Source organism: Oceanobacillus sojae, from assembly GCF_900162665.1.
GTDB lineage: Bacteria > Bacillota > Bacilli > Bacillales > Amphibacillaceae > Oceanobacillus > Oceanobacillus sojae_A.
Genome location: NZ_LT727809.1, coordinates 683,647 through 699,195 on the forward strand (window position 1 = coordinate 683,647; position 15,549 = coordinate 699,195).

Consider the following 15,549-nt stretch of genomic DNA (forward strand, 5'->3'; position numbering starts at 1 on the left):
TGTGGAATATATTTTAAGGACACATGATTTAGGAAAATCTTTCAATGGAGAGAATGTTGTTTCCAGTATCAACATGAATATTAAAAAAGGAGAAATTTACGGTTTATTGGGTCCAAATGGAGCCGGAAAAACCACGGTCATGAAAATGATTTTGAATCTATTAAAGCCAAGCCGGGGGGCAATCGAAGTTTTTAATGAAACGCTGACAAACACTTCTTATGAATTATTTAAAAGAATGAATGCGATTATTGAATACCCGATATTTTATGAGAAGCTAACCGCGAAGGATAACCTGGATTTGCATTGCGAATATATGGGTTATCACAATAAACAAGATATCAAAACAGCTCTAGACCTTGTCAATCTGAAAAACATAGATAATAAAGCAGTTAAAAATTTCTCGCTGGGTATGAAGCAGCGGCTCGGGATTGCCAGAGCAATTATTACGAAGCCAGAGCTGCTGATATTGGATGAGCCTGTTAATGGACTGGATCCAGTCGGAATTATAGAAATTAGAAATCTACTTGAAATGCTAAACAAAGAATATGGTATAACAATCCTTATTTCAAGTCATATTTTAGCAGAAATAGAGCAAATCGCTGATACAATAGGTGTCATGAATAATGGATATTTGGTAGAAGAGGTCTCCATGGATTCGATTAGAGAAAATAATGCGGAGTATATTGAAATAGAAACCGGTGATGCTCAGAAAGTAGTATATATTATTGATTCAGAGCTAAATATAAAAAATTTCAAAGTACTGGATACGAACAAAATAAGAATATATGAAACAGGAATGTCGCAAAACCAGATATATAAAAAGTTAATGGAGAATGATATTTCTATTACATCCATCAATACAAAGACGGCTTCACTAGAGGACTATTTCCTGTCCTTAATTGGAGGCGGAAAAAATGCTTAAATTAATTCATTTAGAAATAAGAAAAATAAATTTCTGGCGTTATATCCTGGGTGCTATAGCGGCATGCTTTGTTTTTACCGGAATGTTATTCTTTTCGCTGTATGCTGATAGAAATGATCTTGCTAACACCATTTCGGATTTTTTCTTCGTCGTTGACAGCACAAGAATGATTTTTATTGTATTTGCAGGTGTATTAATTTCGAGACTGATTATTGAAGAATACCACGATAAAACAATTTCTTTGATGTTTACGTATCCGATTAGCAGAAAAAAGATTATTATTTCGAAGCTATTGATTATCATATGCTCTACCTTTTTCTTCATACTCGCATCAAGAATTATTGTAGCAGCTATCCTATATATGCTAAACAACAGCCTGCATTTTATCGATGGAGAGATTACGATTCAGATGATCACAGAATATTTTAGAAATACAATCATCTATGACCTATCTTTCAGCGGTATTAGCTTAGTCTCTTTATTTTTTGGGATGCTCAAAAAATCTGTTAGAACGACAATTATTGCCTCTATTATCATTGCAGTATTTTTCGGCATAAGCAATGAAGACCTGTCAGACGTTTCGATAAGCTCTTTTCTCGTCAGATCGTTGATATTTGCTGTTATTGGCGTGATTGCTACGTATTTTTCGATAAGAAATATTGAGCAGAAAGATGTCCTTTAATTTTAATGAAAAATGGGGATCGGGAATTCAAAAGAATTATGGAAGCAGTGTATTTTCCAATACTAATATGAAGAGAGGTAAGAGGAATGCTTAAGTTAATGAATTTGGAGATGAGAAAAGTAAATTTTGGCCGATATATAAACAACTCTTTAGCAGCTTGCTTTGCCGTTACCGGATTTCTATTTTTCATGTTATATGTCGACAGAGATTTTTATACTGCGAGCAGTACAGATTTCTTCTTTCTGGTTGATAGTATTACAAGAATGGTTTTTATTATCTTTTCAGGTGTATTAATTTCAAGATTAGTTATTGAAGAATTCAATGATAAAACAATTACTCTGATGTTTACGTATCCAATCAGCAGAAAAAAAGTCATTAGCTCAAAGCTGTTGATTATCGTAGGCTTTACCTTTTTTTCGATACTCCTGTCACGAATTTTTGCAACAGTTGTTTTAACGATGCTAGATAACAGCTTGAATTTTATCGAGGGAAACATAACGTTTCAAATGGTTATAGAGCATTTTAGAAATACAATCCTGTATGACTTTTCCGCCAGTGGTATCAGCTTAGTTCCTCTATTTTTGGGAATGCTTAAAAAGTCTGTCAGAACGACGATTATTACATCGATTATCATTGCCGCTTTTTTCGGTGCCAGCAACGAAGACCTGTCGATAGGTTCCTTTATCGTTATACCATTGACACTTACCATCATTGGTGTAGTTACTTCATATTTCTCAATAAGAAATATTGAGCACAAGGATGTATTTTAACGATAAGATAAAAATTTGAAAGAAGATACCTGTTCAAAAAAACAGAAAAATAAAAATATAGGAGTTTACAGTGATGAGACAAGAACATATTTATCTGCTGTTCACAAATACAGGCACATTACTGACCAAAGCTATTGGCTTGTATACAAAAGCAGAATATAACCATGTTTCATTAGCTCTGGATTTGGAATTAAATGAAGTATATAGCTTTGGCAGGAAGCATTTTCGTAATCCATTTTGGGGTGGATTTGTGAAGGAAAGTACAGAAGAGGGACTTTTTCAGAATGCGGACTGCTCGATTTATGCTTACGCTATCAGTCCAAAACAAAGTAAGAAATTGAAGAGAGCACTGGCAATTTTTAAAAGCAGACAAGACACCTATCACTATAACTTTTTAGGGCTGTTTGGCGTAATGCTGAACAAGCCTGTTCGGAGATCGAATGCCTACTTCTGTTCTCAATTTGTGGCTTCTCTTTTAATGGAAGCTGAAATTGTTTCTTTTAATAAACCACCAGAGCTTATAACACCACAGGATATTCAGCAGATACCTGAATTGATTTCTATCTATCGAGGAAAATTACAGGATGCCGTATAAGCTGCATGAGTACAAATAAAATAAAAATCTGAATTATAAATGTTTTACGTGCAGGGAGGATTATGTTTGAAAAGGTTAGGTTTATTGTTTTTAATGCTGGTTGTGTCTGTCGTAACATTGTTTGTCACTGCTTATTATCAAAGGGACATCAATACACTTTCATTAAATGATCCACAAGTCATTCAGGCATGTATCATTATCATGGTTATTTTGTTTATTCCTCCAATTTTATTATCTTTTTTTAATCATAAATTTTGGCGTTTTCTGTCAGCCATTTATCAATCTATGTTTTTCTTAGGATTTATTATTCTCGTGCCGACAGGCGTATTCAGCTTTAATGCTGTGTTTATAAGTATCGTTTCATTAGTCGGTGCAGTAATCAGTCTTTGGAGTATTTTTAGTACGCTGCCGGAAAGCTTTTTTAAAGAAAGCTAAATGTAAAAAAAGGGCGCAAGTATAGATAAAGCTTGCGTCCTTCCTATGTTTAAATGGAAGCATTGATAGTTTAAGAAATAACTTGCGATATAGCTGCTGAAAACCTCTTATTCATTATCTTCTGTATCCGGCACCGTATCCGCCAATTTAAGAAACGCTTCGTTTAAAGTTACCATACGTTTATTTACCTTTTTAATCGCTGCATCCAATGTGAATCCTTCGTCAATCATTTCCTGGATAAGCAGCATTTTTTTCACATTTAAATAATTGTATCTCCGTGTTGATCCTTCTGTATTGGTTTCAGATTGTATAGCTCCTTTTTCTTCCCAATAACGGATTTTACGGGTTGGAATACCAGTAATTTCGGATACTTCTCCAATTCCTACTACTAATTTTTTTAATAAATCAAAGTCCAACAAGGCATTTAATTTTTGCGCATCCTCATTCATTTCTCATTCTCCTAACGTTACTTAAAGTATTGTTGTCAGCATTGCATATCCTTGACGAAAAAAAACGGTCTTATTCACTCATCAGATTTATTATTCTTGTAACTATTTTACAATAAAAGTAGGTAGTCTACAAATTATCTCTTGACTTATTATTGTAACTAAATTACAATCTATATAAATAAATTACAAATAAAGAAAATAAGTTTCGCAAAGGAGATCAGTTATGGATTTTAGTAATGAAAATAGTAACTCACAGCCGAAGTATTCCTTATTAACAGCTATTTTGTTCTGGTGTGGGTTAGTAATAGTAGCAAGCAATTATTTAACCATTCCGTTAATGCCGATATTCAGTGAAGATTTACACACTGGTATGACAAATGCAGCCTGGACGGGAAGCGCATTCTCTCTTTGCTATGCAATAGGGTGTTTATTTACCGGCCCCTTATCTGACCGTTATGGCAGAAAGCAGGTCATGTTAGCAGGCTTAGCTATATTGACGGCAGTGACTTTTATACTGCCTATTGTCAGTTCTTTAGCTTGGGTGATTGTCTGGCGTTCTTTTCAAGGGTTTACAGCAGCGAGTTTTGCGCCAGTGGCTATCGCTTATGCAGTAGATAAATTTCCGCTGGAAAAAAGGGTGACCGCCATTGGCTTTATCAGCTCCAGCTTTTTAATCTCAGCAATCGTCGGCCAAATATTCAGCAGCTATATTAGCCAGCAATTTAATTGGCAAAGTGTTTTTTATTATTTTGGAGGGATTTATTTCGTAACAGCGCTGCTGGTTCTGTTTCTGCTGCCAAAGACAGCAGTCAGGCAGGAAAATAGTAATTTGAAGTTTATGTTCACCCAATTTTTCCGTTTATTAATGGATAAGCGTTTGATTCAGGTGTATAGTATTGCCGTCACTTTATTACTTACTTTCGTGGCATTTTATACGATTCTCGGTGAGTATTTAATGGAAGAATTCGCAATACGTACAGACGGTATTCTGTATGTCCGGATAATTGGAATCATTGGCATGTTATTTGCTCCATTTGCAGGAAAGCTGACCAGCCGATTTGGCCTAATGAAAATTTTACGGACAGCTCTCATTATTGCAGTGCTGGGCTTATTAATCACTGGAATCAGCTCTAATTTCGTGTTTTTAGTTATTATGAGTATCATTTTTGTAGCTGGAATTGCATTGACCGTTCCAACACTTATCTCTTTAGTCGGTCAGCTTGGCGGGAAAAATCATGGAGCAGCTGTTTCGCTTTACACCTTTATTTTATTTGTCGGTGCGAGTCTTGGGCCGATGGCTGCTGTATTTTTACTGCAGATTACAAATTACGGGATGGCTTTTGTATGCCTGGCTATACTGCTTGGAGTCAGTTTGATCATATCGTTTTGTATAAAAACTGATCAATCCTAATTTTAAAAAAGAGGCGTTAATTCTATTTAGTATGTAATTTAAAATGTTTTAAACCAGAAAAATTCTATTCCAAGGAGTTGAGCGTTGATGGCAAAGGTATTTATTCTAGGGGCAACCGGACGAACAGGTGTCTCAGTCTTACAGCAATTATCCAAATATGAGCATATTGAAGTTATTGCAGCATTACGGCAGGCTGAGGATATTTCAAGGCTGCCGAAAACAAAACATCCTTTTCAAACTAAGGTTGTGGATATAAATGATATCTCCAGTTTAAGCCGGGCTGCAAATGAAGCGGATGTAATTGTTAATGCGATTCGTATGCGTGGAGATATTCCTGCAACCGCATTGGTTGACCTCGACAAACGAATTCGAAAAGCAGCTGCCGGCAGAAAGAATCCACTGATTATTACAGTTGGAGGAGCAGGGAGTCTGGAAATGAACAATGGAAAACGATTTTGGCAGGATACCGCTTTTCCAGAACGCACCTTACCCAGAGGGAGAGCTCATGCAAAATTATATGATTATTTAACAGAGCTGCCTTCATCTGAATCGTGGGCTTACTTGATTCCGCCGCCAGCTTATCTTCCTGATGGATTACGTGCCGGAGCTTATAAAAGGTGGAAAGTTCAAATAGATGAGATGGATTTTTTGAAGAAAAGTATCAGTTATGAGGATTTTGCAACAGCAGTTTGTGATGCGGTAAAAGAAAGGTGGGAAGGGATATACCTTATTTCGGGTGACGAGTAAGAATGAAAATGGCGATATCAAAATCGATCCGATTAATAGTCATTTATTAATTTTTATACACAATTATCCTTTAAAATAACCTTGAGGCTTTCTCTTGTCTTCCGGTCCGCCTGAAGGTTTATACTCCGATTTATAGCTTTTGTTTACAAGCTGATAACAAAGAAGGATGAATCTTCATGGAAAATATACAAGAAAAAGTAATTATTATAACCTGTACCAGCAAAGTTATTGAAGAAAGTACAGCAAAATTGTTGGCAAAGATGCTTGAACCACCTTTGAAAATGGCGAGAGAAGTGGAGAAGAATTCTGCCGGTACTGGGTTTGTCTGGAGAGAGATTTCCCCCGAAGAACTGTCTGAATACGAGGCAGACAATTTATGTATTGCCGTAGAAACGTCAGAAGATAAGAGGATAGCTGAGAATTGGACGCGAACACTTCCTGCATGGCAGCAATATCCAGCTATTCGCCAAAAACGCGTATTTTTTCTAAACTGGATGCAATGGATTATTTATGCTCCACACATGATTCGATTACAACTGCATGAAGCAGGTCATATCCTGTCTTTGTGCTCGAAATGATATATGGGGACAAATTTATAAAAAAAGGCGAACTTGATTCCTTATGAAGCAATCAAAAAAATACTGGAGCCGGAGCTTTTAGGCTCCAGTATCAATCGCAAAACCCGTCGTGCATTGTACTCTTTAATTACTGTTATTTGCAATACATTCATATAGATGTCTGTATCTCTTTTCTGAGTGGATTTGTACTGGGTATAGTGAAAAAACAAGCGAAAGCTATTTACGCGTAAAACAACGTGTTATCTATTTGGTTACTCCCTGATATTCCTGTATTTTTTCCGTTACTTCCTGAAAATCTTCTCTTAATGGAAGTGTTTCTTGTTTTATTAACTTCTTCAATTCTCTTTCTTCCTCGTGTTCAAAATACCATTGTGCTTGATGAAAGCTATTGAATAGAAATTCGGATGCCATTAATAAATCATTAAATTGTTTTTCTATTTCTTCGTCATTTGGAACCAAATTTAATCGTAGATATTGCGTTCTTCCATGGATGCTATCATATAAGGATTCAATAGATTCTCTATCTATTTTATTAGGAGTTCCACTTTGATACAGCTCTATTAGCTCGGAGGACTTTTTAAGCGTGTCTTCTATGTGTTCATTGATAAGCTGCCAAAATTGATCTTCTACTGGTTCTTGATCTGCATTGTTCAGGTTTTCTGATTCTTCACTCTCCGTTTTCTCATTAATTTTCATAGCGGGAACAACAAATGCTTTCAGAACAGGGGACTCATTTGAATATATTTTGCACAATCCTTCTTTGCAAGATTTAACCTGAACTTCATTTTCCTGTATCAGATCTAAATCCACATTATTTATAATGCCTCTAACTGCATTTTCTGCTACGATATCATCCAATTTATCTTGATTGTCCTTTAAGTAGTATTTCATCCATTCTTGAGCATCTATTTCTGTTAAGAATAATTCTGTTGTAACATCCTCCAGATGATAATAATATCCCTCTTTCACCGATGTTTTTTCAGGTTCTGCCTCTTTATCATCTTGAAAGAATGAACAACCCCCTAATATCAATATAGAAATTAAAATAATCATTTTTTTCAATGAAAGCAGCTCCTTCGTTCATTAGCTCTGTAACAGCCTGGAATGTCATACTTCTAACTTCGGACAAAGACAAGCTAAACTTCTTGCTCAGAATATATTTTCCTCTAGACTCTCCGTTTTCGTCATGATGGCATCTTCAAATCCTGGTGAAGTTATGTATGAATTCAATGACAAACAGATCTTTTGGTTTACTGATCTTAAAAAGTTTGCGTGTTTTGTTATCCGAGTTGAATCTTTATCCCAATACATATTTTAAAGCCTTATTTTCGTTTATACAATAATAAAGACAGGGTGCTTTTTTACCCTATTAATTTATTAAAGATTAGAGAATGAGAACTGATTACACCTGAAAGTGAAGGGATTATGGAATGCAATCTTTGTTTATCCATTATCGTTGTTTATAACAGCGGTTGGGTGATTTTCACAGAAAACAATCCAATTATTTCAAAAATGATGTAAATTCCGTTGGACTTCTTTTTATTTACATTATTAGATGGACAATAATTTATTCTAGACATCGCGTTTGGAATAAAAGATGACACAACATTTTCTAATCTCCAAAAAATCATTAAAAATCAAAATCACATGTCATTTTATGCTTATAAAAATCAAAATACTCAGCAGTAAATGTCTTTTTACATCCGGTTTTCACAGTGGAAATTCTATTTTACTGTTTTGCTTTCCACGCACAAAAACGATAGGATGAAAACAAATTTATAATTACTTGGGGATGTGATAAAATAATGTTAAATACCGTCAAGGAAAATCAGATCAGTTACCAAGAAGAAAATCCTGATTACGACGGACTTTGGAAAAAATTAATTGAAGAACTGTTTCAAGAATTTATGCAGTTTTTTGCACCGGATTTGTACCCGGAAATTAATTTTAAACAAGAAGTGAACTTCGAAAATCTGGAGCTTTTTCAGTTTGTTATGAAATCAAAAAAAGGGAATAATTATTCGGATAAGCTGGTCAAAGTGATGCTGAAGAATGGAGAGGAAAAATACGTTTTCATCCATATCGAAGTGCAGGCAGTTGGCAAAAAAGAATTTGCAGAACGCATGTTTAAATATTTTTACCGGATTTACGATAAATCTAATCATCCGATTTATTCCATCGCCCTGTTGACCGACACCAGCTATAAACAGCATGAAGATGCGTTCTATTACTCTTTTTATGGCACAGAATTAACCTATGTCTATAACATCTACCGATTTCATGGAAAAGATCCAGAAGAACTGAAAAAATCGAAAAATCCATTTGCTTTAGCAGTGCTTGCAGGAATCTATGTCAGTAAAAACAAAGGAAAGAAAGCCAAAGAACTAAAAGCAAGGTTTTACTACAAGCAGCAGCTTATCAGCCTGGCATTTGAAAAATATTCGCATCGCGCAAACTATCTCGTCGCATTATTGTATTTCATTGATTATATGATGCAGATTCCATCGGATTTGCAGGAGCAGTTGTATGACTCGTTACCCATCGCTCAAAATAAAAAGGAGGAAGGAAAAATCATGGGCTTGGAAAAACTGAGAGATACCCCGACGTTTGGAAGATTGTTTAGAGAAATTGAAGAAGAAGCGACAAGGAAAGGTATGGAGAAAGGAATGCAGGAAGGTATGGAAAAGGGGATGGAAAAAGGTATAGAAAAGGGTATAGAGCAAGGCAGGATAGAAGCAGAGAGGAATGTCGCCAAACAGCTGTTAAACAGGGGCTATTTGGATAAAGAAATATCAGAATTAACCGGTTTGGAGCTGAAGGAAATAAATGATCTTCGGAAATCACTTGAAAATTAAGGGAAAAACAAGAAACTTAGTTGATTAGTTGAAAATGCTTGTTTAACATTGATTAGTACTGCGCTTCGCCTGGAAACTAATAAGTGGCAGTGGGTTTTATATTAAGAATATTTGTATTAAAAATCAACAAAGCATCCAGTTCAATTAATGAGCCGGATGCTTTGTTTTCGAAAGAATCATGGCAATTATTAAAACAATAATCATCAAGATGCTGACAACATAGATACCATTTATAATGCCAAAATAATTAATAGCAATTGTTGCTAAAATAATCCCAATCATACTGCCTAATTGCCTAAAAATGTTAAGAAAAGAAGATATTTCATTATGATATCCCGGCTTCGTATCCTGATAAATAGCATTGGTAACCAAAGGAGCTACCATCCCGCTAAATCCTAAAAAGACATACCCGATGCTTAATAAATAATAATAGTCACGATATAGCATGGATACGCAAACTAGAATCAGACCAATAATCATTGAAATTAAAGAATATCTTTGCCCCTTATACAACCCGAATTTCTCACTGATTTTTGGTGATAAAAAGGTGGTCAGTAACATAGCTGACAATGTAAAAGGCAAGAATAAAATTCCTGTAAGTGTTGAGCTATATCCTAATTGATTTTGATACAAAACAGATAATGCCAGCATAAATCCATAACAGCACAGATTATAGCTGAAAACATTTAAAAGAGACGATATCGATTGGATATTAAATAAATCAGCAGGCAGAATATGCAGCTTATCTTTTCTGATTTGATGAATAAACCTAAAAAGAATAGCAATAAATAGTAGACTGATCAAAATGGTATAGGCACCTGAAAAAATATCTATAAAACTTAAAAATAGAACAAAAGCCAAAAGACCAATTATAAAATAGAACTGTTCCCTGAAATAAAATAGGGCTTTTTCTTTAGCATTATTCGGTAAAGTGTAGATTCCAAATAAAATGATGATAATAATAAAAGGAATATTAATAAAAAAGACACTGCGGTAGCCGAAAGTATGACTCAATAATCCCCCGATAATAGGAGAAAAAGCAAAGGCGATGCCGGAAGTTCCTGCCCATATAGCAAAAGCAACTGCCTTTTTCTTCACGTCCGGAAAGAGCTGATTTAATAATAAAGTAGCAACAGGGGAAAAGAGTGCAGCCCCAACCCCTTGTACAATTCTTCCAGTAATTAGCCAGGCATAGCTATTAGCAAATCCGGCAAAAATGGAGCCAGCTAAAAAGATAGAAATTCCTAATAAAAAGGCATTTTTACTGCCTATCCTTTTTGCAAATGTTGATAACAAGAGTAACAATCCTGCAAATGCAAGGATGTAACTGTTAGAAACCCAGGCCATGGCCGTGTAATCAATATGTAGTTCATTTTTGATAACGGGCATAACAACATTCAAAATGTTTGTATCTAAAATGATTAGAAAACTTCCCAAGCATATGCTGATCAAACTGGCCGCTTCTCTTTTGGTAAACGATAAATATTTCATTACAATCCCTCATTTCAAATATTTTTGAAACAACATCGATTTTAATTCAAAAATATTTGAAATGTCAAGTGAAACTGTTATAATAAAAATATGAAAACATATCGAATCAATGACATTTTTAAAGTATTGCAGGATGAGACAAGGATTAAAATAATTGAAATTATACAGAAGAGAAAGGAGGAAAGAATGTATCTGCCCGCTACAAATTTAGCGGAAAACAGCTTCTGTCCACAGGATATATTAAGAATATTAAATGAAGAAAAAGCAGCTATTTCAAATACAAAGCTTTCTTACCATTTAAAAGAGATGCGAAATGCACAAATATTAAATTTGGAGAGAGAGGGGAAACGTTATTTTTATTCCGTTAACCAAGATACGTTAAATGATATGATAGATTGGATCCGTTCTATCCAACGGAATTAAGCTGATTTAGAATAATCACCATAAGGCAGCATTAAAATATTAGTTTTATATGAAAAAGAAAGGAGTGCTTCCGTGAAAAAAAGCACTCTTTATCTATCTAATCCACTATTTTTAGTCGGAATTGATATTATATTTTTAATAAGAAACCTTTAAAAGACTATCTACTTGAGTGAATTTCATAATTCTTAACCCTTGCGTCCCAATGAGTTCAGGGCATAAAAAAAGAAGTACCTCCCCAAATCTTGTATAATGGTAATAACCACAAAACCATAAAAAGACTGGAGGAGTACTTCTTATGACCATTATACGACAACCGAGTCTATTTGGCATCCAAGAATTATATGACATGGAACCTACCCAAAAATATGAAGCGATTATTTCAGCGATTGATCTGGATCGTATTTATCATGCGATTAATAAGAAATCCCGGCTTGGAGCGCCTGTTGAGCTAAATTATGCAGGGATGATTATTTCTTTTTTTATTCGCTACATCGAGCGCATCCCAACGATCAAAGACTTAATCAAGCGTCTAAATGATGACTTTATCTTTAAAATGAACTGCGGATTTCTTGTTTCCGATTCTACACCGTCAGAAGCTGCGTATTCTCGCTTGGTTACAAAACTGAGTGAATCAGATATTTTAGAGAAATCCTTCGAAAACGTAACACTGGCAGCTATCACAGAAGGATTTATCGCTGATGAAGTCATCGCCATTGACGCAACCCATTTTGAAGCCCGGGACAAGGCGCCCGTTCAAAAAGAAGAAAAATCGGAAATCAGACCCAAAAAGCGTGGGCGTAAATCCAAGAAAGAACGCGACCAATATCTCAAAGAACAAGCAGAAAAAGAAGCGAATCTTCCATTGTATGAAAAGAAAATAGAAGCTCAATTAGACGTTCCATTAGACGTATTGCGTGCAGAAGTGCCACAGAACCCAAAATGGGGTGTGAAAAAGAATGCAGATGGTAAAAACGAGTATTGGTTTGGCTACAAAGGACACCTCGCAGTTGGGGCATCAAGCCAGTATATTCTACAATCCTTGTTTTCTTCCGGCAGCTTAAATGATGGAAAAGCCGCTATCGCCCTATTGAAGGGGATAGATCAACGACTTCCGCTTACGTCTGCTTCTTACCAGACATTGGATGCGGGCTATGATTTCGAGCCGATTTATGAACAAATTCATCGCATGGGACAACAGTCTGTCATTGCCTATAATAAACGCAATGAAGGCGAAATGATCGGGTTTGATAAGGATTTTGCCCCGACCTGTTTGCGAGAACATTCCTATAAATATGACAGCTTTGATCCGAAATACGAAACATTGAAGTATACCAGACCTAAGGAATGTAGCAACTGCCCACTTGCAAATGAAGGTATCTGTCAAAAAGTGTATAAAGTCAAAATAACCACCGATTTAAGACGTTATACGGCGCCTGCGCGCGGATCAAGAGCTTGGAAAAAGATTTTTAAACAACGGACAGCAGTAGAACGTGTCAACGCTTATTTAAAAGAGTTCTATCAGTTAAATAATGTTCGCTATCGCACTGGAAAGCGTGCGAAAGTCCATTTTGACATGGTCGCTTTGATTTACAATGCTTCCAAATTAGCTGCGGATCGCATCCAAGCGGAGCTTATTCAGCAACAACAAGCTGCATAATTTTTGTTTTTTAAAATACACTTTCGAAAATTCTGTTCGTCTTTGTATTTTTAAAAAGAGCAATTATGAAATTCATTCACTTACTAAAAACCAAAACATTATCTACAAAAATCTTGCATTTCATTGTAAAAATACCACCGATGCTTACTTTAATATTTTTTGTGATTTGATCATTTTTTTTAAGAATTCCTCTCAAAGTTGCTCTCAATGCGAGACCTAAATTTTCATCCTGTAATTTACCATCAACGTATAACTTTTCACCATTAAGCCAGGTATTAACCACTTGAATATGGTGTCCTTCACATGTAGCATCAAACACTTTCTTCATAAATAAATTCCCTCCTATCCTTACGACATATACGAATTAGAAAATGAAAGGTTCCCAAGGATTTTACTTTCACTAACCTGCCCGTTAGTTGAATAAGCAACAGTGTTTTACAGCAAATTTAATTAACCTAAGTGTATCATAGGTTTCTGAATTCTGTACTAAATTTCATTTAATAATCAAGTCATTTATTGTTACTTCAATTCTGCTATCCCTGAATTTGCACGGTATTTAATTTCTGTTTACCCTCTGTTTACTTTCGCTTTCTATAATCGAATGGAAGCGCCGGATAAGCGCTTCATATTATGAAACAGAAGGGGAACAGGTATATGAAGCAACAGCCAATTGTTCAATTTAAGCACACTACCAAAATAATTGGAAGAAAGACAATCGTTAATGATTTAAATTTTGATGTCTTAGCAGGAGAGGTATTTGGATTTTTAGGGCCAAATGGCGCTGGTAAAACGACAACAATCCGGATGATGGTCGGACTGATAAAAATAAGCCGGGGAGATATCCTGATTAATGGGCACAGTATTGCCAGCCAGTTTGAACAAGCAATCCGGCATGTAGGAGGAATTGTAGAAAATCCGGATTTATATAAATATTTAACGGGCTATCAGAATTTAAAGCATTATGCGCGGATGGTTCCGGGTATTTCTAAGAAACGGATCAATGAGATTGTTGAGCAAGTTGGATTGAAGGAGCGTATTCATGACAAAGTAAGCTCGTATTCATTGGGAATGCGCCAGCGCTTAGGAATTGCGCAGGCATTGCTGCATCGTCCGGCGCTGTTAATACTGGATGAACCGACGAACGGGCTGGATCCGGCAGGGATACGGGAGCTCCGCAATAACTTAAAAGAACTTGCTCATCAGGAAGGCGTAGCCGTATTTGTTTCCAGTCATTTACTTTCAGAAATGCAGTTGATGTGCGATAAAATTGCCGTTTTGCAGAAAGGAAAGCTGGTCAGTATCGAAAATGTACAGGCATTTATATCTAAAGATAGTATTTCACGCGTTTATCTAGAGGTAGAAGCATCGCAAACAGAATTGACCAAAATGCTTATTGCGGATTTGAACAAGACTGCGATAGCCGGCAGCGGACCAAACGAGTTGTGGATCCAAATGAATAAAGATGAGGTCCCGGAATTAAATAAGCTGTTGTTAGAAAATGGAGTTCGTGTCTTGAGTATTCATGTGCAGGAACGGACCCTGGAGGATAAATTTTTGGAAATGATGGAGGAAGAACAATGATTGGATTGATTTCAAATGAAATGATGAAAATAGTGAACCGGAAGCTGACTTGGATTATTTTATTCCTGTTGATTGCGATCACAGCTGGCAGCTTTGTAATGAATAAGCTAACTGAAGAGCCTGTGTCTGATTGGCGTGCTGAACAATCGGAGCTGATAGAGCGGTATCAGGGACAATTAGAAATTGATGAGCTTTCTCCTCAAATGCATGCAGATACAGAGAATAAACTTCAGATTGCCAACTACCGTCTGGAAAATGATATTGCTCCGGTCAGTGAAAACCCATGGTCTGCTTTACTGCGTTTTTCCGGATTAATTGAAATGGTGATTATATTTGCCATTGTCATTGCTGCTGATGTAGTATCAAGGGAATATACAAGCGGAACAATTAAACTGTTGCTGATCCGCCCTCATAGCCGCTCGAAAATCTTATTTTCCAAGTACATCTCTGTAGCCGTATTTGCTTTATGTATGCTGGCCATAGTATTTGTTACCGGATACGGTGTAAGTGCTATGTTCTATGGATTTGGAAATCTTGACACAACGGACTTGTTCTTAAATGCGGGAGGAGAGGTCACAGAGATGAATGTATTTCTGCAGACCGTTAAGATGTATGGCTTAAGTTTTCTGCCGATACTTAGTTATGTTACATTATCCTTCGCTATTTCAACGATTTTACGTAATAGTGCATTGGCAGTCGGGATTTCTTTGTTTATTATGATTGTAGGCAATTCCATCATAGAAGCAACTTCCCGTATATCCTGGTTAAAATACCTGCCTTTTGCTAATAGCGATATAAGCTTGTATATATTCCATCTGCCGGCAAGACCGGAAATGACTTTAGGCTTTTCTCTCACTGTATTAGCTGTTTATATAGCAGTTTTTGCAGGATTAAGCTGGATGGTATTCAAAAAACGGGATACAGCTTAAAAATGAAATGTAAAAAGGGGTAAA

The 15,549-nt window shown here is 35.9% G+C and carries 17 protein-coding genes; 13 read left to right on the top strand and 4 right to left on the bottom strand.

Features of this window, described 5'->3' with window-relative positions; genetic code table 11:
- Position 1: 1 nt before the first annotated feature.
- The 5 genes from BN1068_RS03700 to BN1068_RS03720 all read left to right on the top strand — a co-directional run bounded on the left by BN1068_RS03700 (position 2) and on the right by BN1068_RS03720 (position 3,404).
- Positions 2-922: an ATP-binding cassette domain-containing protein gene (locus BN1068_RS03700; RefSeq protein ID WP_077601469.1), complete on the top strand. Its 921-nt coding sequence runs from the start codon at positions 2-4 to the stop codon at positions 920-922.
- Positions 915-1,604 carry an ABC transporter permease gene (locus BN1068_RS03705; protein WP_077601470.1) on the top strand — a complete coding sequence of 230 codons (690 nt, stop codon included), beginning with the start codon at positions 915-917 and terminating at the stop codon, positions 1,602-1,604. The genes BN1068_RS03700 and BN1068_RS03705 overlap by 8 nt, the downstream gene beginning before the upstream one ends.
- A gap of 86 nt (positions 1,605-1,690) precedes the next feature.
- Entirely contained in the window at positions 1,691-2,374 is a 684-nt protein-coding gene (locus BN1068_RS03710) for an ABC transporter permease (RefSeq protein WP_077601471.1), read from the top strand.
- 73 nt (positions 2,375-2,447) lie between these two features.
- A complete protein-coding gene (locus BN1068_RS03715) occupies positions 2,448-2,969 on the top strand; it encodes a hypothetical protein (RefSeq protein WP_077601472.1) in 522 nt (173 codons plus the stop codon).
- Between the two features lie 66 nt (positions 2,970-3,035).
- A complete protein-coding gene (locus BN1068_RS03720; RefSeq protein ID WP_077601473.1) occupies positions 3,036-3,404 on the top strand; it encodes a hypothetical protein in 369 nt (122 codons plus the stop codon).
- Between the two features lie 107 nt (positions 3,405-3,511).
- Here the strand turns inward: BN1068_RS03720 and BN1068_RS03725 are convergent, their stop codons facing one another.
- On the bottom strand, positions 3,512-3,853 hold the full coding sequence (locus BN1068_RS03725; protein ID WP_077601474.1) for a MerR family transcriptional regulator: 342 nt from the start codon (positions 3,851-3,853) through the stop codon (positions 3,512-3,514).
- A gap of 223 nt (positions 3,854-4,076) precedes the next feature.
- Between BN1068_RS03725 and BN1068_RS03730 the strand changes: the two genes are divergently transcribed.
- The 3 genes from BN1068_RS03730 (at position 4,077) to BN1068_RS03740 (ending at position 6,589) form a co-directional block, all read left to right on the top strand.
- Positions 4,077-5,264 (top strand): MFS transporter, encoded by a 1,188-nt coding sequence (locus tag BN1068_RS03730; RefSeq protein ID WP_077601475.1) that lies wholly within the window; start codon positions 4,077-4,079, stop codon positions 5,262-5,264.
- Positions 5,265-5,351: 87 nt separating this feature from the next.
- Positions 5,352-6,011 (top strand): NAD(P)-dependent oxidoreductase, encoded by a 660-nt coding sequence (locus BN1068_RS03735; RefSeq protein ID WP_077601476.1) that lies wholly within the window; start codon positions 5,352-5,354, stop codon positions 6,009-6,011.
- A gap of 176 nt (positions 6,012-6,187) precedes the next feature.
- On the top strand, positions 6,188-6,589 hold the full coding sequence (locus BN1068_RS03740; protein WP_077601477.1) for a TroA family protein: 402 nt from the start codon (positions 6,188-6,190) through the stop codon (positions 6,587-6,589).
- A gap of 243 nt (positions 6,590-6,832) precedes the next feature.
- Here BN1068_RS03740 and BN1068_RS03745 read toward each other — a convergent pair whose 3' ends face one another.
- Positions 6,833-7,651 (bottom strand): hypothetical protein, encoded by an 819-nt coding sequence (locus tag BN1068_RS03745; RefSeq protein WP_077601478.1) that lies wholly within the window; start codon positions 7,649-7,651, stop codon positions 6,833-6,835.
- A 743-nt stretch (positions 7,652-8,394) separates the two neighbouring features.
- Between BN1068_RS03745 and BN1068_RS03750 the strand changes: the two genes are divergently transcribed.
- Positions 8,395-9,444: an Rpn family recombination-promoting nuclease/putative transposase gene (locus BN1068_RS03750; RefSeq protein ID WP_077601479.1), complete on the top strand. Its 1,050-nt coding sequence runs from the start codon at positions 8,395-8,397 to the stop codon at positions 9,442-9,444.
- Positions 9,445-9,588: 144 nt separating this feature from the next.
- Here BN1068_RS03750 and BN1068_RS03755 read toward each other — a convergent pair whose 3' ends face one another.
- Positions 9,589-10,935 (bottom strand): MFS transporter, encoded by a 1,347-nt coding sequence (locus BN1068_RS03755; RefSeq protein ID WP_077601480.1) that lies wholly within the window; start codon positions 10,933-10,935, stop codon positions 9,589-9,591.
- A 186-nt stretch (positions 10,936-11,121) separates the two neighbouring features.
- Between BN1068_RS03755 and BN1068_RS03760 the strand changes: the two genes are divergently transcribed.
- Positions 11,122-11,358 (top strand): ArsR/SmtB family transcription factor, encoded by a 237-nt coding sequence (locus BN1068_RS03760; RefSeq protein WP_084788512.1) that lies wholly within the window; start codon positions 11,122-11,124, stop codon positions 11,356-11,358.
- A 295-nt stretch (positions 11,359-11,653) separates the two neighbouring features.
- Positions 11,654-13,015, top strand: coding sequence for a transposase (locus BN1068_RS03765; RefSeq protein WP_077601279.1), 1,362 nt, complete (start codon positions 11,654-11,656; stop codon positions 13,013-13,015).
- A 76-nt stretch (positions 13,016-13,091) separates the two neighbouring features.
- Here the strand turns inward: BN1068_RS03765 and BN1068_RS03770 are convergent, their stop codons facing one another.
- The gene (locus BN1068_RS03770) at positions 13,092-13,343 is read right to left on the bottom strand and encodes a hypothetical protein (protein WP_077601482.1); all 252 of its coding nucleotides are present in this window, start codon (positions 13,341-13,343) and stop codon (positions 13,092-13,094) included.
- 326 nt (positions 13,344-13,669) lie between these two features.
- Between BN1068_RS03770 and BN1068_RS03775 the strand changes: the two genes are divergently transcribed.
- Complete coding sequence (locus tag BN1068_RS03775) at positions 13,670-14,596, top strand: ABC transporter ATP-binding protein (RefSeq protein WP_077601483.1); 927 nt, start codon at positions 13,670-13,672, stop codon at positions 14,594-14,596.
- Positions 14,593-15,525 carry an ABC transporter permease gene (locus BN1068_RS03780; protein ID WP_077601484.1) on the top strand — a complete coding sequence of 311 codons (933 nt, stop codon included), beginning with the start codon at positions 14,593-14,595 and terminating at the stop codon, positions 15,523-15,525. Before BN1068_RS03775 ends, BN1068_RS03780 begins: the two co-directional genes overlap by 4 nt.
- Positions 15,526-15,549: the final 24 nt, after the last annotated feature.